The following is a 23,407-nucleotide window of genomic DNA, read 5'->3' on the forward strand; positions in this document are numbered from 1 at the left end:
AGGCTCACACGCTTTTATATTTTTTTAACGCAACAAACGTAATCCATTCAAAATAACTAAAATCGTTGATCCTTCATGGAAGACAACTCCTATCGGCAAATCTAAATAACCTAAAAGGTTTAAAATCATCAGCAGGATGATCACACTGACCGAGAAGAAAATATTTTGTTTAATAATTCGGTTCAATCGTTTGCTCAGGTGATAACTATAAAGCAATTTAGCTAAATCATTTTTTACAATCACCACATCAGCTGACTCTATCGCCACCGATGATCCACTCCCCATAGCAATGCCGATATCCGCATTCGCTAATGCGGGTGCATCATTGATTCCATCTCCAACCATGCCTACCACCTTTTTATTTCGCTGACTTTTTAGGATATGTTTAATCTTATCTTCTGGAAGACAATTTGCTACATAATCATTTACTTTGACTTCCTTAGCAACTTTCGAAGCAACCATTTCATTGTCTCCAGTCAAAAGTACAACTTGAATACCTTCTTTTTGAAAACCAGCTACTGCTTCGATTGCTTCATACCGAATTTCATCAGAAAGAGAAATGTACCCCACAATTTCATTACTTTTCGCTACAAAAATAGTCGTATTTTCTTCAACTACTTTATCAAGATAATAATTTTTATCAGGATACCCAATAAACGTACTTGGTTTTCCTATTTCAATTGCTCCTTTTCTAACCCCTTGTCCAGCTATTTCCTCCACAGGTTCTGAAGTATCAATGTCTTTAAAGTTTCTGTTTTCAAAAGCTGCCACAATAGCATTAGCTATTGGATGGTTAGATTGTTGTTCCATATAAACCACTTCATTCAGAATATCTTCTGGAATTTCATAATTTAATACTCTGAAATCACCAAATGTCAGTGTACCTGTTTTATCGCTATATAAAATATCCATCGTATTCAAAGACTCCATTGCTGCTCCTCCTTTAACTAACACCCCATTTTTTGCTCCATTACTGATAGCACTTAATGTTGCTGGTGTAGCAGAAGCGACCAAAGCACATGGACTAGCAACGGTTAATAAAACCATTCCTCTATAAAAAGCTTCCTCAAAGCTATACCTGTTAAAATAATAAAGACTCGCAATGAATAATGGGACCATAATTAAAACTACTAGTACGTATTTCGTTTCAAAACGATCAATAATTTTCGAAATTTTCGAAGGGCTTTTCTGCGCTTCTTCTACCATCCGTATAATATTTGAGAAAACGGTTTGATCACTCGTTTTATTCACTTCAAGATGAAAGGCATTCCCTTCATTGAAAGTTCCAGAAAATACTTCGGCTCCTTTTTCTTTTTCAACAGGCATTGATTCCCCAGTAAGGCTGGATTCATTAATTTGCGTTTTTCGGTCGGAATACCCATCAATAGGTATCTGTGCTCCTTTTGAAACGACTACAATGTCACCAACTTTTAACAATTCAGTAGGTACTTCACTCACTTCATCATTATCTTTTAGCAGTTGCGCTGTAGAAGGCACATGAGATAGCAACTCAGAAATAGCACTTTTTGATTTATTGGTTGCATAGGATTCTAGAGCTTCTGAGCCAGCAAAAATGAGCAGTAATACAGCTCCTTCTGATTCATAATGAATCAAACATGCACCTAATGCTGCTAAAACCATTAGCAAATCAACATTGGGAGCTTTAGAATGGATTGTTTCTGTCACCGCTTTTTTAGCTGAAAAGAACCCTAAAAAGAAAATTGCCCCATAAAAAGAAATTGAACTATAAAAACCTCCCATCGTATTTAAAATAAATCCAATAATCGTAAAAAAGACTCCAATGACTAAAAACTGTCCTGAACGCGTATTGCTTAAAAACTTCAACATTTCCCTCTTCCTTTCTGTAATTATTTTTAAGTTAGTGGTTAAATTACCCCTCCTTAATAAAAAGTAAAAATAAAAAAGGCACACCTATAGGACAGTAGTACTGTCCCACAGGTGTGCCTTTTTGGCACTACTCTGCTATCACACATGTGTGATCCGGCCGCATGAACCTCTAAGAGTTCACCGCCTGTTCAGATTTAATTGGCTCTCATTCTTACATTAGCTATAAGAAAGAAGAGCAAGTTAAATTAGATTTATATACACTTATAATACCATTTACTAATTGAAGTATCAATTGTTACTCCACTTTTACTGAATTCAATCGAGTTTACTCTATCAATCCAAGATGGAGAAAGGCTTTCTCTAGTCCGTCATTATCAACACTATCGGTTATGTGATCAGCCATAGCTTTTATTTCTTTACCGTCATTTCCCATTGCTACACCTATTTCACAATACTCAAGCATAGGAATGTCTACTTTTGCATCGCCAAAGGCTATCGTGTTCTTCCGTTCAACTCCATGATGTTCTAACAAGTTTTTGATAGCTGTCTGTTTTGTAATGTTTGCTAAGGCAATATCTCCAAACAAAGCTTGTTCACCTATACCTCCCCAAGTACCTAATTGAAAGTCAGAAAAAAAATCGGCTGCAGCTAGGTAATCTTCATACTCTTCTAAAATGAAACTGATCTTGTTCACGTCAGCTCGATACAATTGACCATCAAAAATCATTTCTGGAAATGCTTGTCGTACCGTCATAGCTTCTGCTCCGGGTTTTTCCTTATAAGCAACATACTCTTTAACCGTTTGCTCTCCACGTGTCTCAAACTGTTCACTTGCAAATAATCCGTTATTAGACTCTAAATAAAAAGCTAATCCACGATTGTTCAACCAATCTACAATTGATTTTTCTTGTTCTATCGTTATTAATTGATGTAACACAACTTTATCGGCACTTTCAACATAGTTGCCATTTCCACCAATATACCCATCAAAACCGATTTCTAATAGTTCATCATACATTTCAGCCTTGCTGCGTCCAGTCACCGGGTACACTTTATGACCGTTGGCTTGTGCAGCTTTAATGGCTTTGACTGCTGAATTCGGTAATTCATTAGAATAGTTTACTAATGTACCATCCACATCTAAAAAAATATAGTTTAATTCCATAGTAACCTCCTTAAAAAAGGTCATGCTGGACAACAAGCATGACCATTAAACAAAATTATCCTTTTGTGTATTCTACGTTTTCACCATTAGACGCAATGACTTGTTTGTACCAATCAAAGGATTTCTTCTTCGAACGCTTCAATGTTCCATTGCCTTCATTATCGCGGTCTACATAAATAAAGCCATAACGTTTTTTCATCTCACCAGTTGATGCGGAAACCAGATCGATACATCCCCAACTCGTATACCCTAAAATTTCTACACCATCTTTATCCACAGCGTCTTTCATTGCTTCGATGTGTTGTTTTAGATAATCGATACGGTAATCATCCACTATAGATCCATCTGCATTAGGTGTATCGACTGCTCCTAATCCATTTTCAACTACAAATAATGGTTTTTGATAGCGGTCATATAATTCATTGATTGTAATGCGGAAACCGATTGGATCAATTTGCCAGCCCCATTCGCTTTCTTCTAAATAAGGATTTTTAATGGAATCAAATATATTCCCGCCTGCTTTTTCTTGGCCATCTTGGGCGGCAGAAACTCGTGAAGAATAATAAGAGAACGTAATATAATCAACCGTATGGTCCTTCAATAGTTCCTTATCGCCTTTTTCAAAAGGAATTTCGATTCCTTCATTAGCCAAGCGTTTCAAAGCATAATTAGGGTATTCGCCACGAGACTGTACGTCAATAAAAAAATAATTTTCTTGATTGTCTACTTGAGCTTGACGAACATCTGCAGGATTTGGTGTATTCGGATAATACTGTCCAGCTGCGATCATACAGCCGACTTTATTTTCTGGATCTACTTCATGCGCGATTTTGGTCGCTAACGCACTGGCTACTAATTCATGATGGGCTGCTGTATATTTTACTTGTTCTTCGTTTTCTCCTTCTTCAAATACTAATCCAGCTCCCATAAACGGTGCATGCAATAGCATATTGATCTCATTGAAAGTGATCCAATACTTTACTTTTCCTTTATAACGATTAAATAATACAGTGACAAGATTTTCATAAAAATCGACTACTTTACGACTGCGCCAACCCCCATATTCTTTAATCAAATGGATTGGCATATCAAAATGTGTGATTGTAACAATAGGTTCGATGCCGTACTTAAGACATTCATCAATAAGGTTATCGTAAAATTGTAACCCTGCTTCATTTGGTTCAGCCTCATCACCTTTTGGAAAAATACGTGTCCAAGCTAGACTAAAGCGATAAGATTTAAATCCCATTTCTCCAAATAAAGCGATATCTTCCTTATAATGATGATACATATCAATGGCTTCTTTAGCTGGATAAAAATGCTCCTCATCGAAGTCCAGATGTTTCATTTTTCCTGTTATGATTGGGTAACGGTCTTCTCCAATTGGAACGACATCTACATTCGCTAAACCTCGGCCATACGCGTTATAACCACCTTCACTTTGATTAGCAGCAGTAGCCCCGCCCCAAAGAAAATCTTTATTAAATCCCATATTTTTTCCTCCTAGTAATTCAGTTTTATCTTACTCTCATCTTATCTAAACGGTTTCATTATTTCAATCGTCTAGATACAATTAGTAGGTTCCTACACATACTTTCTAAATTTTACGATTGCTCTTGTAAAACCCCTACACAAAAATATATACTATTTGTGTAAAGAAGGAGTCTTTTTATGCTACTCATTGAACGATTAAAACATACTTCATTTTCAGATGCTGAACAATCATTAGTAAATTATCTCATCAATCATCCTGAAGACTTACAAGATATGACAACTCAAAAAATTGCGAATTTAACTCATACTAATCCTACGAGCCTTATTCGTGTAGCGAAAAAAATGGGATTTACAGGATGGCTAGATTTGAAAGAAGCTTACCTTGAAGAATGGCAGTACCTCAATAGCCACTTTACAGCTATTGACGCCAACTTACCGTATGATCAAGCGGATCATTTGGTTTCTATTGCCCATAAAATAAGCACATTACAACAAAATACTATTCAGGATACTTTATCATTAATAGATTCTAAAGATTTGGAATACGCACAAAAACTCTTACTAAATGCTGACGAAATCAAAGTATTTGCGAGCCAAACTAATGCACTCATTGCTCAAGATTTCATAACTAAGATGCGTAGGATCAATAAAAAAATTACTATTTCTTCCACTTATGATTACAGTACGTATGAAGCTTTTAACAGTGGTAACCGAACTTGTGCCCTTATTATTTCATACACAGGTGAAGATGATTCCTTCATAAAATGCATGGACATTTTGAAAAAACAAGGAGCTTCCACTATTAGCTTAACAAGTATAGGAGATAATCCTATTGCAACACATAGCGATTGTTCATTAAAAATCACTACTCGAGAAAAACTCTATTCTAAAATCGGAAACTTTACCTCAACCACATCTGTCATTTATCTATTGAACCTTTTGTATTCTATCGTCTTTACTGCAGATTATGAAATGAACTTGAACCACCTCATTCAAATCGGTCGTTCAACAGATACCCGAAAAACAAACATCGACATCATTAAAGAACAGTCTTAATTGGATAAGTAAATTTAAGGAAGGAGAAGGGATATCTAAATACTTCTTCCTCATTTATAAACACAAAAAAACGGGAAGCTCATTGCCTCCCGCTAATTAAAATTAATTTATTTAATATTCGCAAAATGTTCTAACGTTCCTACCATATTAGCCACAAAACCGTACTCGTTATCATACCAAGCAACCGTTTTGACTAATTGTCCGTTCGTTCCCTCGATGACTTTTGTTTGAGTGGCATCAAAAATCGAACCTGCTGGTACCCCGATAACATCTGAAGATACGATTTCGTCTTCATTGTATAAGAATGCCTCAGATGCAGCTTCTTTCATTGCCGCGTTGACTTCTTCCACTGTTACTTCTTTATTCAAAACAGAATACAGTTCTGTCATTGAACCTGTAATGGTAGGAATTCTGATGGCTGTTCCGTCAATTTTCCCTTCCAATTCAGGAATAACTTTTCCTACCGCTTTGGCAGCACCTGTTGAAGATGGAATGGCGTTTTGTGCTCCTGCACGATTTTTGCGTCCACCTGGTGAATCTTGCAATGCTTGCGATGCTGTGTACGCATGGATCGTTGACATCAACGCACTATTGATTCCATATTTTTTGTTCAAAACGTTTGCCATTGGTGCTAAACAGTTCGTTGTACAAGATGCTGCAGAAATAATTTCATCATTTCCATCCAGCGAATCATGATTTACTCCATAAACAATTGTTTTAGTGTTGTCTACTTCTGCACCTGAAGCTTTCACTGGCGCGGAAATCAATACTCGTTTTGCTCCTGCATCTAAGTGAGCCTGTGATTTTTTCGCTGAAGTATAGAAGCCCGTACATTCCAGAACGATGTCGATTCCTAGATCGCCCCATGGTAATTGACTTGCATCTTTTTCTGCATAAGCTTTGATTTCTTTTCCATCTACCACAATTGCGTCATCCCCAATTGATACTTCATATGGAAAGCGTCCTTGTGCGGTGTCATATTTTAACAAATAAACCAAGTCGTCATTATCCGTCAAATCATTGATTGCGACAACCTCTAAATCTGTGTCTTTTTCCAACATCCGGCGCAGTGCTAAACGTCCAATCCGACCAAACCCATTAATTGCTACTTTTATTGACATGAATAGTTCCTCCTTCTTTAGTTGAATCTAATTTTATGGTACCGCTTTTACAATGAAATTTCCAATTGTTTGCATTATTCATTTTGGTTTGATTCCATTCGTCTGTTTTTAGTGCTAATAATAGAGAATTTAGGATGATTCTCTAATTTAAAAAAATTAATTTCTTTCGAAATCAGCTTATGTATTTTTGAAAACGGTCCAAATTTCTATACATTCATAGAAACAGTCTACGATTATAAGCAAGGTGTTTTAACAAAGTAAAATTAAATGTTACTATAAATTTAACTTATATAGTTTCGGTGCTCTAAATTTTTAGGCTAGTTAGTTATATACTTTAAGGAGGAGATAGTATGAAAAGTTACATTCGTTTTGGTTTAATGATTTTGACCTCTACTGTTGTGATGTATTTTTTAATGTTCTTCAATATTTTTGAACTGTCTCATTTTACGTTTAGTGAGACTCGAGTCTATATGTCTATTATGATGGGATCTGTAATGGCCATTATCATGCTGCTGTTTATGTGGAAAATGTATCAAAAGAAAAAATTGAATTACATTATTTTAGGCGTTTCTATTCTTACGTTTGGTACTTCGCTTTGGTTGGTAAGAAGTCAAGCAACTATTGATGATTCTTCTTGGATGAAAGCAATGATCCCTCATCACTCAATTGCTATCCTAACCAGTGAACGAGCAGATGTATCTGATCCTCGTGTACAGGAACTAAGGGATACCATTATTAAAACTCAAAAAGAGGAAATTGCAGAAATGAAAAAACTAATCGAAGACATTGAAGAGAATGGAGAAACAGAGTAAAATTCTGATTTATCTTTGCGTAGTCCTATTGCTATCCAAGACAACAACCTTTAGATATATACCAGTCAATTCAAAAAAGTCTGCAGGAGTCAATGACTACTACAGACTTTTTTTTATATCTATAAAGAAAATAAAAAAATTCTAATCTACTCCGTGTCTCACTGAAACAATATCTATGATTGCTAGTTACTTGGCCCATTAAGAAATAATTAAAGGATTAAAAAGAATTAGAAGCACATGTTATCCGTAGTAGACTCTAATCAGCAAAACCATTGATTTTTGACCTTTGTTTATAAAAAAGAAGATAAGAACCCCACATATTCTTTTGGATAAAAAGACACGTGGGATTCTTATATAAATAAAACTTATTATTTTTCGATAGAAACTCTAATATTTCTTACTATTATCATTAAACTTTATATGTCAACTGTTTAGAAAGCGCCTGTCTCCCGATTTCCTTTCTTATCATCTTTTGTTCCAGCCAATTCGATTCAATTATCCAACTCAACTGAATCGGATATATAATACTGCCAGCCTCTTTTAGTCGCATAGTCATGGACATCTTTAGCCAGCTCTTTTTTTGTAGAGTATTCAAGCAAATAGATCTCTTTCCCAGCTTTATCAACTGTATCTAAATAATTTAAGTAGTAGGTTTGATTTTCTTTTGTTTGAGTACTCAGCTTATCTTCCTCAAAATCAATAGCTGAAAAGACGGTTTCTTGGTTTACACCAGTCAAAATATCATCTAGTTGCTGATTTTGCTGTAAATATGCACTAACAAATTCATTTCCTCCATTAATAAGGACCGGTTTGCCATAGCTCATGAGTGTCTTTAAGATTTTTTCCACTCCAATATACGTTTCTTTTGTTTGAAATTGCCAGTATACATCTACATTATCGATCCAAAAGCCATCAATTCCCTTATCAAGTAGTTCGTTAGCTAAAGTAACGGCACTAAATTTTTGCCAGTCTTCATTGGTTACATCGACCCAATATTCTTCTTCCCAATTTTCATAAGGCCTCAAAGTAAGATACTGAAATTCTTCATAGTAAGGCCTGTAAGTTTCCAATGATCCTACATTTAAATAACTATAAACTTTTTGTCCTCGATCTTGCATCTCAGTAATTTCTGCTTCGGAGAGATTTTGTGCATCAATAATGACCGTTTCGTAACCTTCACTAGCTTCGATTGCTTCACTTCCATCTAAACTCAAAAATACACCATACTCACCTGTATTTTCGAGTTTACTGTTGCTTTTTCCTTCTAAGTTTGCACAACCTGTTACTCCTAAAATAACCATTGCTCCTATCAAAAAGCGTATCGCAGTAGTTTTCATTTAATGGCTCCTTTATCTCTCTCGCTATCTATTTTAATCTAAACTAAAATCCAATTCCGGTCCTGCTGGAACGATGCCGGTCGGATTGATATTTTTATGACTGCGGTAATAATGGTCTTTGATGTGCTTAAAGTTCACTGTTTCCGCTATTCCTGGCCAGTTGTATAATTCTCGTGTGTAGCGCCATAGGTTTTTGTACTCTGTAATGCGTTTGATATTGCATTTGAAATGACCGTGATAAACACTGTCAAAACGAATCAATGTAGTGAATAAACGCCAGTCTGCTTCCGTAATTTGCTCCCCTACTAAGTAACGATTCTCTTCTAGGCGTTCTTCAAGTTCATCTAGCGCAGCAAATAAATTCAACACTTCTTCTTGATAAACTTCTTGCTTCGACGCAAATCCAGCTTTGTACACTCCATTATTAACTGCATGATACACTTTCTCATTGATCTCATCAATTTCTGGACGCAATGCTTCAGGATAATAATCGCCTTCCTTTGCACCGACGTCATCAAATGCGGAGTTTAAGATACGCATGATTTCAGAAGACTCATTATTTACAATTTTATTTTGTTTCAAGTCATATAAAACAGGCACAGTCACTCGTCCACTATAACCTGATTCCACATGCGTATAGACTTCATAAAGATAATTTGCATCAATGACTGGATCTGGAATCACACCTTCTTCTGAATCAAATGTCCAGCCATTTTCGGCCATCAAAGGATTCACAATAGATACCGATATCATCTCTTCTAACCCTTTTAGGTTACGCATGATTAATGCACGGTTTGCCCAAGGACACGCCAACGCTATGTACAAATGATAACGTCCAGGTTCTGCTTTAAAGCCGGCTTCACCAGTTGGTCCAGCACTTCCATCCGGCGTGATCCAATTGCGGAATTGTGATTCCTGACGAATGAATCTCCCTCCATTGCCTTCTGTGTCGTACCATTGATCATGCCATTTACCATCTACTAATAATCCCATTGTTATTCCCCTTTCAACTACTGATCTTTATCGCTTATATTATTTGTCTTCTCTTTTATTATAGGTAGAGCTTAATTTATAATCCAGGAATCGGTTCAACTAACAAAGCTTTATGATTCGTGGCGTAATAAATCACTTGCTTCAACACTAAATCACTCGTCCAAAAAGGAACACCAGCTTTACCAGCTAACTCACAAAAAGTTTCAAAATCAAACTCCCCAGATTGTGCTCTTTGTACAGCTATTTTGATAGCTTCGGAATTACTTTGTTCAGCAACTTTTTTCGGTTTCCCATTCAAAGGCAAGTCGATGGAACTGTTTTCATCAAAATAACGGTACAGTCCTTCTGCAACTAAATAATCATAGCGTTTTATGCCTAACGTTTTGAATTCCTGCATTAATTGAGCAAATCCACCTGCATTTTTTTCAGCATAGACAGCTTTTTCAATCTCTTGTTTGTTTAAACTCATATTTATTATCTCCTTTTAATGAATGACGCTTCGGTTACACTTTTGGCTTTTCAACTTCAACCGTAACTATTTCTTGATAATTTGTGCCCCAATCCTTCATCGCATCTAAAATTGGTTTTAAACTATTACCTAATTCCGTCAATGTATACTCCACACGTGGAGGGACTTCTGCAAAAATTTCACGGTCTACCAATCCATCTTCTTCCATAGACCGTAAATGTGACGTCAAAACTTTTGCTGAAACCGTTCCAATCGCTTTCCTTAGTTCGCCAAATCGTTTGGTCCCATCTAACAACTCTCTTAATATCATTACTTTCCAACGATCATTTATCAACAATAGCGTCGTCTCTACTGGACAATCCACAACTTTATTACGCATAGAAACCCTTATCCCTTCACATTAGTTACTTATTAGTTACTAGATAACTTCAAAGTACTTACTTTACATAAGTTACTTAGAGTCCTATTATAATAGTAGAACTTGAATGAAACAAGCTAAATAGTAGAAAGGTTGATTGCACATGAAGTACTTATTAACAGGCGCAACAGGAGAACTAGGCACTTATGCCTTACATTATTTAAAAGAACAAGTTGAGTTAAATGAAATTGTGGTATTAGCACGAACAGAAGAAAAAGCTGCTAAACTGCGTGAACAAGGAGTTGAGGTTCGTATTGGTGACTTTGGCGACTATGAAAGTTTGCTTGAGACATTCAGTGGCATTGATCGTCTATTATTTGTTTCCTCACAACCTGGTGCAAAAGTTTCACGTGGTGAGCAGCACAAAAATGTTGTAAATGCAGCTAAAGAGACAGGCGTTTCCTTTATTGCTTATACAAGTTTCCCTAAAGGTGCTGGATCAAAAAGTCCTTTAGCTCAAGACCATATTTTAACGGAACAATTAATTTCTGAATCCAACATTTCCCACACTTTTTTACGCAACAACTGGTATATAGAAAACGAAAAGGACACGCTAAATGCTGCAGTAGCTGGCCACACTTTTATGTACTCTGCTGGGGAAGGAAAAACGGGTTGGGCGTTAAAACGTGAATATGCCGAAGCTGCCATCAATGTCTTAACTGGAAAAGCAGCCACACCAGAAATACTTGAATTATCAGGCAATCCTATTACGTATGTAAAATTAGCAGAAGCTCTTAAAATTGCTAGCGACAAAACCTTCGAGGTCATCGAGCTAAGTGATGCAGACTACCAGTCATCATTAACCAGCAACGGTATTCCTGAGCCAGTTGTTGGGTTTATCTTAATGATCCAAAATGATATTCGTAACGGTGAATTAGATGTTATTTCGAACGATTTTGAAAAGACGTTAGGTAAACCACTTACACCACTAGTTGATGCTCTAAAAGAATTCTTACAACAATAACTATTTATAACTGATTCTGTTCTTCAATCAACAAAAAAACAAGTAAGAATAAGCCTTAATAAGGTTTATTTTTACTTGTTTTACTTTCGATAAAGGCAGTCTAACTCTTTCATTACTTGTTCTTTCGTGGTTTTTCTACTTAACGAGTGCTCTATATTCGTTAACAATTTTAATCCCTGAACTCGTTCCTAACCGTTCAGCACCAGCTTCTACCATAGCTTTAGCAGTTAGAAAATCACGTATTCCTCCTGCTGCTTTAACCTTGACATCTGCTCCAACTACTTCTTTCATTAGTTTTACATCTTCAACTGTGGCTCCACCAGTACCAAAACCAGTTGAAGTCTTTACAAAATTCGGTTTCACTCTTTTGGCAATTTCACAAACAGCAATTTTTTCTTTATCTGTCAAATAACAATTTTCCAAAATTACTTTACTTAAAACATTATTTTTTTGGCATACTGCTACAATTCCTTTCATTTCTTGTTCAATATAAGCTAAGTTACCTTCTTTTAATTCGCCAATATTGATCACATAATCGATTTCACCGGCTCCATTTTTAATGGCATCTGTAACTTCAAAAACTTTCGTAGCAATTGTGGTCTGGCCTAGCGGAAAACCAATCGCTGCTCCTACATGAACTGAACTTTCTTTTAACAACTCTCTACATAGAGAAACAGGCGCTGAATTGATAGCCACCATTTTAAAACCATAATCCTCAGCTTCTTGACACAATTTTTCAAATCCAGATCTCTTTGCGTCTGCTTTTAATAAAGTATGATCAACCATATTTGCTAGCTCGGTTACGCTCAATTGAAATGTCATTTTTTCTTCCTCCTCTTGTTGAATTCGGTTTCATTTTATCACAATTAATGTCGCTACGTATAACATGCAGATATAAGATTCAATTTTGCCTAATTTCAAATAAAAAGTTCCTAAAAATTTATCTGAGGTCATTTATGAACATAATGTTCAATTTATATCACTTTATTTAGAAGAAAAAAGAACATGAGAACCTTAATGGATGAATAACAGCTTATTTCAATCATTTTCATATATACTCTAATTAACAGATACTATAGGAGGTTTTTAAATGTTAACCATGGCTTATATCGGAAACGGAAAAAGTACGAACCGCTATCATTTACCTTTCGCAGTAAAAGCAGAGCACGTTAAAGTGAAAACAATTTATTCGCGTCATGAGGATAGCACTTGGGATAAAATTCCTGGAGTCAACTACACAACGAATTTAGAGGATATTTGGAATGATCCAGAAATTCAGTTGGTGGCTATTTGCCTTCCAAATTCATTGCATTTCAAGTTTGCAAAATTATCTCTAGAAAACGGGAAAAACACACTCGTTGAAAAACCTTTTACCGAAACAGCTCAAGAAGCAAAAGAACTATTTGAGTTAGCAAAATCAAAAAATTTAATCGTGCAGTGTTACCAAAACAGACGCTACGATTCAGATTTTCTAACTGCTCAAAAAGTTATTGAAAGTGGCGTTATTGGTGAATTATTAGAAGTTGAAATGCACTATGATTATTTCAGACCAGAAGTTCCAGAAAACAGTACAGAATTATCAGCCGCTGGTAGTTATTTATATGGACATGGCTGTCATACAATTGATCAAGTTCTTTCTTATTTTGGAGATCCAGATTCTATTCATTATGATGTGAGACAATTATTAGGTCCGAATCGAATGAATGATTATTTTGACTTGGATTTTTACTATTCAAAAATAAAAGTATCGGTTAAATCAAGTTACTTTAGAATAAAATCACGGCCAAGTTTTGTGCTTTATGGTAAAAAAGGGATGTTTATTAAGCACGAAAAAGATAGACAAGAAGAACACTTAAAATTATTCTATCTGCCAACTAATCCTGATTTTGGAATAGATACGCCCGAACATTACGGTACTGTTACCTATGTAGATGCTAATGGCCTTTATCATGAAGAGAAAGTCATTTCAGAAATTGGGGATTATAGCCGTATTTACGAAGGGTTATATGAAACCATCATAAACGGAAAAGATAAACTAGTAAAAGATGAAGAAACCATTCGTCAACTAGAAATACTTGAAGAAGGTATTCAAAGTATTAAATACTAACTTATCAATTCGTTTAAAAAATCGGCTCTATCATTTTTAGTGTTGATAGATTAGTTAAATTGATTATAGGATATTTCTGAAGGAATAAGGGTTGCTTGTAGCCATGTCTAATGATTCAATGCGAATGACAAAGCGTTAGCGCTTTAGCGATTACGCTCTGTTTAAGGCTTGTAAGTCTGAAGACAAAAGGCTTCAGACGGTCACATGGCTCTCCACAAGCAAACCCGTCCATTCCAGAAGAAATTTTATTTTGTTGTATCAACACCATTTGCTAAACAACCAAAAAAAAAGGATTACTCAACTAAGAAAGAAGGTTTATAATGAAACTTGCAATTATAGGTTCTGGAATGATAGTAAATGATTTTTTACCCATGGTCTCTGATATTCCGGGGATTGAGTTAGAAACAATTGTGGGAACGGATAGAAGTATCGCTAAGATGAATGATTTGAAAAAGACTTATGGCATTCATGAAGTTTCAACTAATTATGAAGAATGTTTGAAAAATGAGCGTGTCGATACCGTTTATATTGCGTTGCCAAATCATTTGCATTTTTCTTATGCCAAACAAGCCTTACTGAATAAAAAAAATGTAATCTGTGAAAAACCCTTTACTTTAAAATTATCCGAAATGCAAGAACTGAAAGAGCTAGCTTTAGCAAACCACGTCATATTACTAGAAGCGATAACAAATCAATACTTAACCAATTATAAAAAAATAAAAGAAGCGGTAGGAACGATTGGAGATATTAAAATTATTGAATGTAATTATTCCCAATACTCTTCACGGTATGATGCTTTTAAGAGAGGCGAGATATTGCCAGCTTTCAATCCCAAAATGGGTGGCGGGGCTTTAATGGATATTAATATTTACAACATTCATTTTGTGACCGGCCTTTTTGGGGAACCTCAAAAAGTAAACTATTTGGCGAATGTTGAAAATGGAATTGATACTTCCGGTATCCTAAGTCTTGATTATGGAGATAAAAAAGTCGTCTGTATCGGTGCTAAAGATTCTACAGCTCCAATACGAACCATTATTCAAGGCAATAAAGGGGCTATTATTATTGATGGTGCTACCGGCACTCTTGACAACTTTACGGTAATCAATCGTCAGAATGACAGCAAACTAGTCGATTGTAAAGTTCATACCCACCGGATGTATGAGGAGTTCCTTGAATTTGAAAGAATCATTAGAGAATCTGACGTTGAAGCTATGGCAAAACACCTTGATCATAGCGAAATGGTTATGTCCATTGTAGATAAAGGATTAGAATCTGCAGGTATAATATTAGGATAAATTTTCAAAAGAAAAAACAGGTGCTTTTTCATTGTAGGAATAGGTCATAGCTCTTCAGACAAAATTCCATTTTGAATTAGTGCCTGTTTTTCTTTTAGATTTTCCAAATTACTTCTGTATTCTTTTGCATATAAAATAGAATATAATGTGTCTAATACATATTGAAAGGCAATTTGTGATGCAAAAGTTCCTACTTTTACAAAATCATATTCTTCTTGGACTACCGCTATCGTTTTGGTAGCTACCTTAGTTAAAACAGATTCTATATTTCCTGTTATCAAAATGGTTGGGATTTTTTTGTTAGAAAAATGTTGTAAAATGCGATTATATTGAGGACTAGTTCCACTATAAGATAAAAATAGAGCACAATCTTTTGGAGTAAGGTTAGAAGCATTCCATGCCTCATCTGCATATTCTTCAGAGATAATAGCGAATCTATTAATCTTTACTAATTTATTTTGAAAACTTCTAGCTCGAACTTGTGAATCACCACGAGAAAACAGAAAAATACGCTCAGACTTGAAAAGGATTTCTGCAACGGATTGTAATAAATCTTCATCTAATTGGTTTAACGTTTTTTTTATTGTATCAATCGTTAAATTTGCCATATTCTTAGCTATATCCATGGTTAAATCTTCTTGTTTAAAGGGAAAATTTACATCTACTTCACTAGGCAGATGCAGTTGGTTATAAACTACACTTGAAATAGCTACCTTAAAACTTCTAAATCCATCGTATCCCATTTTTTTACAGAGACGGATAATGGTTGAGTGAGAAGTATATGTTAATTTTGCTAGATCCTCAATATATATCGTAGGAATCTTAGTGATGTTTTGGATGATATAATCGGCAATTCTCATTTCCGTATTTGTAAAGCTCGTCTGATCTTTTAGCTTACTTACTACTTGCACCAAATTTAACAACTCCTTTATAGAATAATTCTATATCATTTAGTTATCATTTACTATATAACCCTTAAGTGTGGAAAGAGTAACTTTTTATAACCACACTATGGGACTGAGATAAAAGTCTTCCCACTCAAACTAAAAAAGGCTGTAGATTTACATAGGAATGTATATCTACAGCCTTTTCATTTTTTATTTCATTATTATTACTGTAATTCAATAATTAAAATTAACCAATACGTTTACAAGAAAATTATTATAAAGTCTATTTCTTTAATTTTCTTACAATATTACTTTTCCAGTCATTTCCTCATAATCTCTATTCATAATTTCCCACGATTTTTCAATATCTTCATCTAATCCAAATAAACCACTACGACCTATAATATAAATATCAGGATCAGCTGCATCAATTCGCTTAAAAGATTTTCGATTAGATGAGCCATCCATTTCAATAACATATTGATATCCATTTTCTTCTCGTAATTCTCTCAAAGCAACGATTTTATCTAGCGTACTGTCAATAAAACGTTGTCCAGCAAAACCGGGATCAACTGTCATAATCGTAATTTTATCGACTAATTCAATGTAAGGAAAAATTGTTTCAATAGGAGTTTCAGGGTTTAATACCACTCCTGCTTTTAATCCCGCATCTTGTATTTGATCAATCAATCGAAATGCCAAACCATCTAGTACTTCTGCATGCATGCAAATCCATTCACACTTCATGTCCACCAGTTGTTGAACCCAGAAACTTGGATCTGTAACCATAAGATGAACAGACATAGGCAAGTCACTTATTTTACGCACTTCTTCGATAAACCATGGTGACAATGTAATGTTAGGAACATAATGTCCATCCATAATATCAATATGATAAGAGTCTACATGATGATTTAAAAAGGTAATTTGTTCTTTAAATTTATCTAAATCCATTGTCATCAGCGATGGTGAAAATGCTACTTTTTTCATATCTTATCATTCCTCCATTTATTTACTATTAATTTTTTAAAATTATCCAGGTATTTCTGAGTAAATTTCTTAATTACTCTCACATATGCATTAAAAGATTTGAACATCATCTAAATTAATATCTGCTTCTTCAATCTCCGTTTGCTTGCTCATTTCATCTTCTGTCACATTTTTCTTAATTAAAGCTAGAGTTACTCCTGTTACAAGAATATTTACTACCAATGCCGCCACTCCTGCCCATGGTCTAGACATCGTTGGAATCATTAATACCCCACCAAATGGGACAGTTGCATCTGCTCCTAAAGCCATAGACACTGCTCCACCAGCTGCTCCACCGATAGCTGTTGCAATTACACCACGAACGATATCATTCATAACAATTGGAATTACACCTTCAACAATATTGATAACACCCATTGGAACTGCTGATTTCAACGTTTCAACTTCTACTGGTGTATAAATGTTTTTTCTAAACACTTTTGCTATGAAATAAGCCAATCCAAAACCGATTGGTGTCGCTGTATTTACTAATTGTAATGCTGTAATTGGACCATTTAGACCTTCTGCTTGCATTGTCAACACAAAAGCAAACACCGTTTTATTAATTGGACCACCGTAGTCAACTCCACTCAGTAAACCGATCACTCCACCAAATACTAGCAATGAAGATGATCCCAAACTATCTAAAGCATTTGTTAATAACGAAGTAAAAGCAGCGATTGGTAACCCAATAACATAAACCATCATCAAGCCACCAACAACTGAAGTTAGAAATGGAATAATCAAAGTTGGCATTAATCCCTTAGCCCACTTAGGAACTTTAATGTATTTTAAAGTTCCTACTACAAGGTAGCCGGCTAAATATCCTCCTAAAAGTCCACCAATAAACCCAGCACCAATTGCATTAGCCGTTAACCCAATAATAAAACCTGGTGCTATACCTGGTTTTCCTGAAATTGAGTAAGAAATTCCTGTAGCAATAACTACTGGTAGCAAACCTAAACCTGCTCCACCCATTGTTGCTAAAGCATCCCAAATTGAAAATTCGCCTTGGATCAATTGAGCTTGGCTAGTTCCACCAAAAGCCATACCAATTGCGATTAAGAAACCTGCTCCACAAACAATTGGAATCAAATATGAAATCGCTGTCAATAAATGACCTTTAAGATTCAATTCTTTAATTTTTTTCATTTTCCTTCCTCCTATACAGCTTCTTGATTACTTTGTTCAACAATTTCTGCCGCTTTTTCAATTAATTTATTTGGCGATTTAATCGCGATTTCTGTTGGAACTTGAATCATTCTTTTCCCATCAAATCTCTCGCGTCCAGAAATCTTCACATCCACTGCTAAAATAACTACATCTGCTTCAGCAATCTGTTCTGCAGTTAATTCATTTTCTATTCCTATTGTTCCCTGTGTTTCAATGGTAATATCGTAATCTGCTTTTTTTGCGGCATTTTCTAATTTTTCTTGCGCAATATACGTATGTGCGATTCCAACTGTACATGCTGCTACTCCTACTATTTTCATAATTATTCCTCCCCTTTTTTAGTTACTAAAAGCTGCTTTTACATCTTCAGCTTTTTTTGATTGTAGTATATTTTTAACTACTTCATCATTTCCTAATTTTCTGGCAAATAACGATAATAATTTCAAATGATTTTGTGCCCCATCATTGTCGTCTCCAACAGCAAAAAGAATGATTCCTTTTACTCCTTTACCATCTAATGTTTCCCATGGAATTTCTTCTTCAATAATTCCAATCGCCACTCCTATTTTCTTCACAAAATCACTTTTCCCATGAGGAATAGCAATATAATTCCCAATCCCTGTTTGGCCTTCTGCTTCCCTAGCATAAATATCTTTCATAAAGCCATCAACATCTGTAATGTATCCATTTTGTACTAATAATTCAGTTAATTCTTTCAATGCCTCATCTTTAGTCTTAGCCTGCATATTGGTTTTGATTGTTTTTAAATCGACAATATTTTTTACTTCCATTCGTTATCTCTCTCCTCTCATTTTAAGATTAGTTTTTCTGCAGAACAACTTCTGCCGCTTTTTCAATTAATTTATTTGGTGACTTGATTGCAATTTCTGTCGGAACTTGAATGATTCTTTTTCCGTCGAATCTTTCTCGACCAGAGATTTTTACATCTACTGCTAAAATAACCACATCTGCTTCTTCAATCTGTTCTGCAGTTAATTCATTTTCTATTCCAATTGTTCCTTGTGTTTCAATGGCGATTTCATATCCGGATTTTTTTGCGGCATTTTCTAATTTTTCTTGTGCAATATACGTATGTGCGATTCCAACTGTACATGCTGCTACTCCAATTATTTTCATCATTCTTCCTCCTAAATTTTTATTATTTCTTTTTCAAAAAAGAATTTATCCGTAATTTCTAACAATCGATTTAAATAGTCTTCATCTGCTAAGGTTTTTGAAAATAACGAAATTTTTTTCTTTATTTGGTCTATTTCATTTTTCTTCAATAATAGGACAATCAATAACTGGATATCTTTTGTCTGACAATCCCACATTGCTATAGGTTTAACTAATCGAATAAATAGTATCCGACTTTTTTTTACTTGATCACTTTCTATATGAGGTAACAGTACATGGTCCGCAATTAATATGCTGCCTACCTGTTCTCTTTCGATCAGCTGCTTTATTATTTCGTCTTTTTGAGAATCTTCATCCTGACAGACCTTTTCAGAGATAAAAGAATAGACTTCTTCTTTTGTCCTCAACTCACGATTAAAATAAACTTCATAGAATAAATTAGCGTCCATGGTAAATCTCCTCTATTTTTTTCTGAAGTCTCTTCTGATCATCAATCGTAAACATTGCACTCACTAATAAATACGGAATAGGCCTGTTATCTTCAATATGGACGGTACTTAAAATCAATTCAACATCTCCGTATTTCTCTTTAAACAGTTGCATATTTCGTGAGGCTATTACATCTACAATTTCTATTTCAGGAAATTTTTTCGCTACTTTTGCTCTTAAAAGTTCTGAGGTTCCAATACCTGTGGTGCACATGATAAGTGTTTTTATAGGTTGTTGATATTGACTTGTCTCAATGATCTTTGCAAAATAAAGAGTGATAAAGCCATTTTCATCATCATTTATTACTGGCAAGCTGAATTTTTCACTTACAAAGTTAGATACGTTAGTAACTTCCAAAAATATTTCTTCGTAGGTTACCTTAATTTGATTCAACAAGCTGTTTTTAACTCGAATTTTGTGTTCTAACCGATTAAGCATTGGTTTAATATGATTGGCTAAATCAATAAAAATAGACTGACTTTCGATATCAATACCTAATTTGATACTCATTTCTTCAATATATACTTTAGTCACTTGGATAACTTTTGGTGAAAAAGTAGCCGTTTTAGCGAGCGAGCCCTGCATCCTTGATGAAACCAGATATTGGTAAAGAAAATAAATCTCAATATCCGGTAAATTACTGTTCAAATATTTCACAATATTGTTAACAGTAACTTTTGCAACCTGGTACAAAATACTATCTCTCTTCATATTTTCCATTTCTTCATTAGTGATTTTATCCGTAAATAGTAAAGCTGGGATTTTTCTTGAGCGACTGAGCAGTATATACAAATGCGAAAAAATGTTTACATTATACGGATAGGGAATGGTTATTTCTAGATCTTTTTCAATGATCCTTAATTGATCCAATATAAACAAAACATCGTACTTATTGAAATTAAGTTCTTGATTACTTTTCAAATCGTCAATATCAATAATATTAAATATTTCAATACTATCTTTGATGGCCTTTCTAATATTAACTTCTTCCCCTAATATAGCTAACGTTCTGTTTTTTCTTTCTAAAACCAAGTTATAATTTTTAAGTTCTTCGCTCATAATTTGTTCATCATTGAAAATAACTGAATCTCCTACATAATAGTTGCTAAATAATTGGTAGATATTTAAAGGTTTTGGCGAAGACAACAATAGTTCTTCCATGATTCGTTTACGTCTCTCGTTAGTAGAAAATTGATTTTCCTTGTATTTCTTGCTGCTTTTTTGATAGTTTATAAACTTTTCGTGATCTAGTTTATACCCTCTTCCTTTTTCAGATAGAACTAAAGGACCTTCCACATATTCATCGTTGATTTTTTTGATCAAACGATAGACTGTTTTTTTAGAAACACTTAATATTTCTGTTAAATCTTCTGAAGTAACGTAATCTTGATTTTTAGAAAGAAACAGTAACAACTTTTGTTCACGACTATTGGTTGAACTCAAAGCCACCCCTCCTTGTTATATTTATATTAACTCACATTAAAGAAAACGCTTCCCTTAAATATGACCATTGCAGTGGTCATTTATTCTTTACTACTATTCTGAGATAATTGGAATTGAAATTAATAAAGACAAGGAAAGTTTCCTTGTCTACATTTCTTACTTATTTAATTATTTAATCTGAAAAGCAATTATCTACAAATCGCTAACGAACTGTTTAATGGATAGGAGCAGTTTTTAACTTTGTTTGCTAATCCCTCTACGTATCTTAGAAATGATAAAAGTTGCGACAAAAAGCATAATCCCTACTTTGTTAAAAAGTAAAAATACATTTAGCAAATTTCCAAAAGAAGTCAACGGGTAATAACCACTCAACAAAAGAATGGGGAAAACGGTAAGCAACATTGTTATGTAGTGAATCATAATTTGTTTAGGAAAGTTCCAACGGTTAATTTCGTATATCACACTCGCTATTCCCAAAAATAAAATGATCAATCCGTTAAAAAAGAATGTTCTAGCATCCATTGTTGATCCTTGAAAGTAATTCCATAAAGACATCATGAACATAATACTAAATGGAATAGTTCCTCTAATTAACCCTTTAAATAAAAGCTTCATTTAAATCTCCTTTCGTGCCCCTATTAATTTTCTTTTATACTTACTTAATCTTGAATGCTTAGCCAATACTGACTACCATCGCTGGTCCTTTTGAAAAAATTAAAGGTAATCAAATATCTCCTCTGTTCAACGTACTCACCTGCTGGATAAACATTAAGTAATTCCGCATTAATTTCTTTCTCTGTATATATCTTTCCTTGTTCGAATCTGGTTATAAATTCAGCTAACAAAATATTTTTTTTTTTTTCTTTTGCAGGCACTTTAGTTACTTTATCATTTTTCATAAAGTTCGTGACTACATTTTCTTTTTCCTGTTCTGTGTATTGATACCTCATAAGCCATTTCTCCTTCTTAAAATTTCCTTTTTGATTTAAAAATAAGCGAATTTCATAGTAACTGTATCATTAAAAAATGGTGAGAGTCAATATCCTAAACAATTTTATTCAAACTTATAAAGTAACGTTCCACCTAAAATTTGCTTTTGCGAATGTCTAATTTGTGAGATACTGATAAGCGTGACTGAAAACGGAGGGAACAAGATGATTTATATAAAAGAAGCCATTTTACACATATTTGATTTGAACAGCAACGAACCTATTTTCTCTTTTGCCGGCTTAGATCTTACAGAAAAATTCACATTTGATTATCTTCATGCCATGATTGAAAAAGTAGAAGACTCAGACAATATGAAGACTGGGGTATTAACCGAAAGTAATCCTTTAAACAAAACTTTTTCTTCTATTCAAGAAGACTTTATTGAGACGACCAAAAAGCTGACCGAAAAATTCTTTTCCATTACAAAACTCAATCCAGAAATACCGCCAGCTGATTTATTATTTGTTTATTTTACTTTAGACGAAGTGCCGCATTTAGGGCTGTTCAAATTAAATTATTCTGACAGCATCACTCACTATGTCTCTTATGAAGAAGACACGTTGACGAATCAGTTGATCATTAACCGTTCCATCTTACCGAGTGCACGTCAAGCGATTCAAGAAGGAATGGTGTTGAATTCGAACACCATGGAATACCATGTGATTGAGAAAAAGCACCTAATTGATGAATTAGCAGAGAAAATTTATTATTTTACAGAACTATTTTTAGAAGATAAACCTCAACCCAGTCTTAAAGAGAACATTTCAATCATTAAAAAAGCCGTTCAAAAAACAAGCGAAGCGTTTGATGATGAAGAATTCCAAGTATTGGCTGATACGAAAGATGCACTTGTCCATAGTATGACAGAAGAAAACGTCATTGATAACCAAGTGATCGCTGAGACTCTATACGGGGACAATCATGCGAAAAAAGAAAAGTTTTTTGAAGAAATCAAAGAATTAGGTTACGTAGATCGTGCTCCTGCTGAAGTAGCCGTTGCTGGACCAAAATATTCCAAACAAAAATTCCGTTTAGATAACGGAATCGAGATCAGCATTCCTATTGAACTTTACAGAGACCCAGATGTTGTCGAGTTTATCAATAATCCAGATGGAACGACTTCTGTTATGATTAAAAACATTGAAAAAATTAAAAACTTATTTTAAAAAATCTTCCT

Annotated in this window: 25 protein-coding genes and 1 riboswitch; of the genes, 6 read left to right on the plus strand and 19 right to left on the minus strand. The window is 34.5% G+C overall.

Annotated features, from left to right (window positions below; genetic code table 11):
* Positions 1 to 24: 24 nt before the first annotated feature.
* The 3 genes from ABS916_RS04225 to ABS916_RS04235 all read right to left on the minus strand — a co-directional run bounded on the left by ABS916_RS04225 (position 25) and on the right by ABS916_RS04235 (position 4,505).
* Positions 25 to 1,848 (minus strand): heavy metal translocating P-type ATPase, encoded by a 1,824-nt coding sequence (locus ABS916_RS04225; RefSeq protein ID WP_350450727.1) that lies wholly within the window; start codon positions 1,846 to 1,848, stop codon positions 25 to 27.
* 98 nt (positions 1,849 to 1,946) lie between these two features.
* A riboswitch (NiCo riboswitch) is annotated at positions 1,947 to 2,050 on the minus strand.
* A gap of 123 nt (positions 2,051 to 2,173) precedes the next feature.
* On the minus strand, positions 2,174 to 3,013 hold the full coding sequence (locus ABS916_RS04230; protein WP_350450728.1) for a Cof-type HAD-IIB family hydrolase: 840 nt from the start codon (positions 3,011 to 3,013) through the stop codon (positions 2,174 to 2,176).
* 55 nt (positions 3,014 to 3,068) lie between these two features.
* Positions 3,069 to 4,505 (minus strand): 6-phospho-beta-glucosidase, encoded by a 1,437-nt coding sequence (locus ABS916_RS04235; RefSeq protein WP_350450729.1) that lies wholly within the window; start codon positions 4,503 to 4,505, stop codon positions 3,069 to 3,071.
* Between the two features lie 179 nt (positions 4,506 to 4,684).
* Here ABS916_RS04235 and ABS916_RS04240 point away from each other — a divergent pair, with 179 nt between their 5' ends.
* A complete protein-coding gene (locus ABS916_RS04240; RefSeq protein ID WP_350450730.1) occupies positions 4,685 to 5,563 on the plus strand; it encodes a MurR/RpiR family transcriptional regulator in 879 nt (292 codons plus the stop codon).
* A gap of 107 nt (positions 5,564 to 5,670) precedes the next feature.
* On the opposite strand, the gene gap is transcribed toward ABS916_RS04240, so the two are convergent.
* On the minus strand, positions 5,671 to 6,684 hold the full coding sequence (gap, locus tag ABS916_RS04245; protein ID WP_350450731.1) for a type I glyceraldehyde-3-phosphate dehydrogenase: 1,014 nt from the start codon (positions 6,682 to 6,684) through the stop codon (positions 5,671 to 5,673).
* A 350-nt stretch (positions 6,685 to 7,034) separates the two neighbouring features.
* On the opposite strand from gap, the gene ABS916_RS04250 reads away from it, so the two are divergent.
* Positions 7,035 to 7,496 carry a DUF305 domain-containing protein gene (locus ABS916_RS04250; RefSeq protein ID WP_034537816.1) on the plus strand — a complete coding sequence of 154 codons (462 nt, stop codon included), beginning with the start codon at positions 7,035 to 7,037 and terminating at the stop codon, positions 7,494 to 7,496.
* Positions 7,497 to 7,987: 491 nt separating this feature from the next.
* Here the strand turns inward: ABS916_RS04250 and ABS916_RS04255 are convergent, their stop codons facing one another.
* The 4 genes from ABS916_RS04255 to ABS916_RS04270 form a co-directional block, all read right to left on the minus strand.
* Complete coding sequence (locus ABS916_RS04255; RefSeq protein WP_034537817.1) at positions 7,988 to 8,833, minus strand: endo alpha-1,4 polygalactosaminidase; 846 nt, start codon at positions 8,831 to 8,833, stop codon at positions 7,988 to 7,990.
* A 33-nt stretch (positions 8,834 to 8,866) separates the two neighbouring features.
* A complete protein-coding gene (locus tag ABS916_RS04260) occupies positions 8,867 to 9,826 on the minus strand; it encodes a glutathione S-transferase family protein (RefSeq protein ID WP_350450732.1) in 960 nt (319 codons plus the stop codon).
* A 76-nt stretch (positions 9,827 to 9,902) separates the two neighbouring features.
* Positions 9,903 to 10,295 carry a DUF1398 family protein gene (locus ABS916_RS04265; RefSeq protein ID WP_350450733.1) on the minus strand — a complete coding sequence of 131 codons (393 nt, stop codon included), beginning with the start codon at positions 10,293 to 10,295 and terminating at the stop codon, positions 9,903 to 9,905.
* A 34-nt stretch (positions 10,296 to 10,329) separates the two neighbouring features.
* Complete coding sequence (locus tag ABS916_RS04270) at positions 10,330 to 10,674, minus strand: winged helix-turn-helix transcriptional regulator (protein ID WP_350450734.1); 345 nt, start codon at positions 10,672 to 10,674, stop codon at positions 10,330 to 10,332.
* A 142-nt stretch (positions 10,675 to 10,816) separates the two neighbouring features.
* Here ABS916_RS04270 and ABS916_RS04275 point away from each other — a divergent pair, with 142 nt between their 5' ends.
* On the plus strand, positions 10,817 to 11,677 hold the full coding sequence (locus ABS916_RS04275; protein ID WP_350450735.1) for an SDR family oxidoreductase: 861 nt from the start codon (positions 10,817 to 10,819) through the stop codon (positions 11,675 to 11,677).
* Between the two features lie 135 nt (positions 11,678 to 11,812).
* On the opposite strand, the gene deoC is transcribed toward ABS916_RS04275, so the two are convergent.
* A complete protein-coding gene (gene deoC / locus ABS916_RS04280; RefSeq protein ID WP_350450736.1) occupies positions 11,813 to 12,499 on the minus strand; it encodes a deoxyribose-phosphate aldolase in 687 nt (228 codons plus the stop codon).
* 268 nt (positions 12,500 to 12,767) lie between these two features.
* Between deoC and ABS916_RS04285 the strand changes: the two genes are divergently transcribed.
* Positions 12,768 to 13,784, plus strand: a complete 1,017-nt coding sequence (locus ABS916_RS04285; RefSeq protein ID WP_350450737.1) for a Gfo/Idh/MocA family oxidoreductase — start codon at positions 12,768 to 12,770, stop codon at positions 13,782 to 13,784.
* A gap of 320 nt (positions 13,785 to 14,104) precedes the next feature.
* A complete protein-coding gene (locus tag ABS916_RS04290; protein ID WP_350450738.1) occupies positions 14,105 to 15,082 on the plus strand; it encodes a Gfo/Idh/MocA family protein in 978 nt (325 codons plus the stop codon).
* Positions 15,083 to 15,126: 44 nt separating this feature from the next.
* On the opposite strand, the gene ABS916_RS04295 is transcribed toward ABS916_RS04290, so the two are convergent.
* The 10 genes from ABS916_RS04295 to ABS916_RS04340 form a co-directional block, all read right to left on the minus strand.
* Positions 15,127 to 15,993: a MurR/RpiR family transcriptional regulator gene (locus ABS916_RS04295; RefSeq protein WP_350450854.1), complete on the minus strand. Its 867-nt coding sequence runs from the start codon at positions 15,991 to 15,993 to the stop codon at positions 15,127 to 15,129.
* 276 nt (positions 15,994 to 16,269) lie between these two features.
* Positions 16,270 to 16,959, minus strand: a complete 690-nt coding sequence (gene alsE / locus ABS916_RS04300) for a D-allulose 6-phosphate 3-epimerase (protein ID WP_350450739.1) — start codon at positions 16,957 to 16,959, stop codon at positions 16,270 to 16,272.
* A 90-nt stretch (positions 16,960 to 17,049) separates the two neighbouring features.
* A complete protein-coding gene (locus ABS916_RS04305; protein WP_350450740.1) occupies positions 17,050 to 18,150 on the minus strand; it encodes a PTS fructose transporter subunit IIC in 1,101 nt (366 codons plus the stop codon).
* Positions 18,151 to 18,161: 11 nt separating this feature from the next.
* Complete coding sequence (locus tag ABS916_RS04310) at positions 18,162 to 18,491, minus strand: PTS fructose transporter subunit IIB (RefSeq protein ID WP_350450741.1); 330 nt, start codon at positions 18,489 to 18,491, stop codon at positions 18,162 to 18,164.
* Positions 18,492 to 18,509: 18 nt separating this feature from the next.
* Entirely contained in the window at positions 18,510 to 18,962 is a 453-nt protein-coding gene (locus ABS916_RS04315) for a PTS sugar transporter subunit IIA (RefSeq protein WP_350450742.1), read from the minus strand.
* Positions 18,963 to 18,990: 28 nt separating this feature from the next.
* Positions 18,991 to 19,308: a PTS fructose transporter subunit IIB gene (locus tag ABS916_RS04320; protein ID WP_350450743.1), complete on the minus strand. Its 318-nt coding sequence runs from the start codon at positions 19,306 to 19,308 to the stop codon at positions 18,991 to 18,993.
* Positions 19,309 to 19,319: 11 nt separating this feature from the next.
* Positions 19,320 to 19,757, minus strand: coding sequence for a PTS sugar transporter subunit IIA (locus ABS916_RS04325; protein ID WP_350450744.1), 438 nt, complete (start codon positions 19,755 to 19,757; stop codon positions 19,320 to 19,322).
* Entirely contained in the window at positions 19,747 to 21,240 is a 1,494-nt protein-coding gene (locus tag ABS916_RS04330; protein ID WP_350450745.1) for a BglG family transcription antiterminator, read from the minus strand. The genes ABS916_RS04325 and ABS916_RS04330 overlap by 11 nt, the downstream gene beginning before the upstream one ends.
* Before the next feature lie 234 nt (positions 21,241 to 21,474).
* Positions 21,475 to 21,855 (minus strand): DUF3021 family protein, encoded by a 381-nt coding sequence (locus ABS916_RS04335; RefSeq protein WP_350450746.1) that lies wholly within the window; start codon positions 21,853 to 21,855, stop codon positions 21,475 to 21,477.
* A 44-nt stretch (positions 21,856 to 21,899) separates the two neighbouring features.
* Positions 21,900 to 22,190: a DUF2087 domain-containing protein gene (locus tag ABS916_RS04340; RefSeq protein WP_350450747.1), complete on the minus strand. Its 291-nt coding sequence runs from the start codon at positions 22,188 to 22,190 to the stop codon at positions 21,900 to 21,902.
* Positions 22,191 to 22,394: 204 nt separating this feature from the next.
* Between ABS916_RS04340 and ABS916_RS04345 the strand changes: the two genes are divergently transcribed.
* Positions 22,395 to 23,396, plus strand: a complete 1,002-nt coding sequence (locus ABS916_RS04345) for a nucleoid-associated protein (protein ID WP_350450748.1) — start codon at positions 22,395 to 22,397, stop codon at positions 23,394 to 23,396.
* The last annotated feature ends 11 nt before the right edge of the window (positions 23,397 to 23,407 follow it).

The organism is Carnobacterium sp., from assembly GCF_040274945.1.
GTDB lineage: Bacteria > Bacillota > Bacilli > Lactobacillales > Carnobacteriaceae > Carnobacterium_B.

Bases quoted from the DNA above. Each gene is read 5' to 3' on its own strand.
- ABS916_RS04225 (WP_350450727.1), bottom strand. From the start codon at position 1,848: ATGTTGAAGTTTTTAAGCAATACGCGTTCAGGACAGTTTTTAGTCATT.
- ABS916_RS04230 (WP_350450728.1), bottom strand. From the start codon at position 3,013: ATGGAATTAAACTATATTTTTTTAGATGTGGATGGTACATTAGTAAAC.
- ABS916_RS04235 (WP_350450729.1), bottom strand. From the start codon at position 4,505: ATGGGATTTAATAAAGATTTTCTTTGGGGCGGGGCTACTGCTGCTAAT.
- ABS916_RS04240 (WP_350450730.1), top strand. From the start codon at position 4,685: ATGCTACTCATTGAACGATTAAAACATACTTCATTTTCAGATGCTGAA.
- gap (WP_350450731.1), bottom strand. From the start codon at position 6,684: ATGTCAATAAAAGTAGCAATTAATGGGTTTGGTCGGATTGGACGTTTA.
- ABS916_RS04250 (WP_034537816.1), top strand. From the start codon at position 7,035: ATGAAAAGTTACATTCGTTTTGGTTTAATGATTTTGACCTCTACTGTT.
- ABS916_RS04255 (WP_034537817.1), bottom strand. From the start codon at position 8,833: ATGAAAACTACTGCGATACGCTTTTTGATAGGAGCAATGGTTATTTTA.
- ABS916_RS04260 (WP_350450732.1), bottom strand. From the start codon at position 9,826: ATGGGATTATTAGTAGATGGTAAATGGCATGATCAATGGTACGACACA.
- ABS916_RS04265 (WP_350450733.1), bottom strand. From the start codon at position 10,295: ATGAGTTTAAACAAACAAGAGATTGAAAAAGCTGTCTATGCTGAAAAA.
- ABS916_RS04270 (WP_350450734.1), bottom strand. From the start codon at position 10,674: ATGCGTAATAAAGTTGTGGATTGTCCAGTAGAGACGACGCTATTGTTG.
- ABS916_RS04275 (WP_350450735.1), top strand. From the start codon at position 10,817: ATGAAGTACTTATTAACAGGCGCAACAGGAGAACTAGGCACTTATGCC.
- deoC (WP_350450736.1), bottom strand. From the start codon at position 12,499: ATGACATTTCAATTGAGCGTAACCGAGCTAGCAAATATGGTTGATCAT.
- ABS916_RS04285 (WP_350450737.1), top strand. From the start codon at position 12,768: ATGTTAACCATGGCTTATATCGGAAACGGAAAAAGTACGAACCGCTAT.
- ABS916_RS04290 (WP_350450738.1), top strand. From the start codon at position 14,105: ATGAAACTTGCAATTATAGGTTCTGGAATGATAGTAAATGATTTTTTA.
- alsE (WP_350450739.1), bottom strand. From the start codon at position 16,959: ATGAAAAAAGTAGCATTTTCACCATCGCTGATGACAATGGATTTAGAT.
- ABS916_RS04305 (WP_350450740.1), bottom strand. From the start codon at position 18,150: ATGAAAAAAATTAAAGAATTGAATCTTAAAGGTCATTTATTGACAGCG.
- ABS916_RS04310 (WP_350450741.1), bottom strand. From the start codon at position 18,491: ATGAAAATAGTAGGAGTAGCAGCATGTACAGTTGGAATCGCACATACG.
- ABS916_RS04315 (WP_350450742.1), bottom strand. From the start codon at position 18,962: ATGGAAGTAAAAAATATTGTCGATTTAAAAACAATCAAAACCAATATG.
- ABS916_RS04320 (WP_350450743.1), bottom strand. From the start codon at position 19,308: ATGAAAATAATTGGAGTAGCAGCATGTACAGTTGGAATCGCACATACG.
- ABS916_RS04325 (WP_350450744.1), bottom strand. From the start codon at position 19,757: ATGGACGCTAATTTATTCTATGAAGTTTATTTTAATCGTGAGTTGAGG.
- ABS916_RS04335 (WP_350450746.1), bottom strand. From the start codon at position 21,855: ATGAAGCTTTTATTTAAAGGGTTAATTAGAGGAACTATTCCATTTAGT.
- ABS916_RS04340 (WP_350450747.1), bottom strand. From the start codon at position 22,190: ATGAGGTATCAATACACAGAACAGGAAAAAGAAAATGTAGTCACGAAC.
- ABS916_RS04345 (WP_350450748.1), top strand. From the start codon at position 22,395: ATGATTTATATAAAAGAAGCCATTTTACACATATTTGATTTGAACAGC.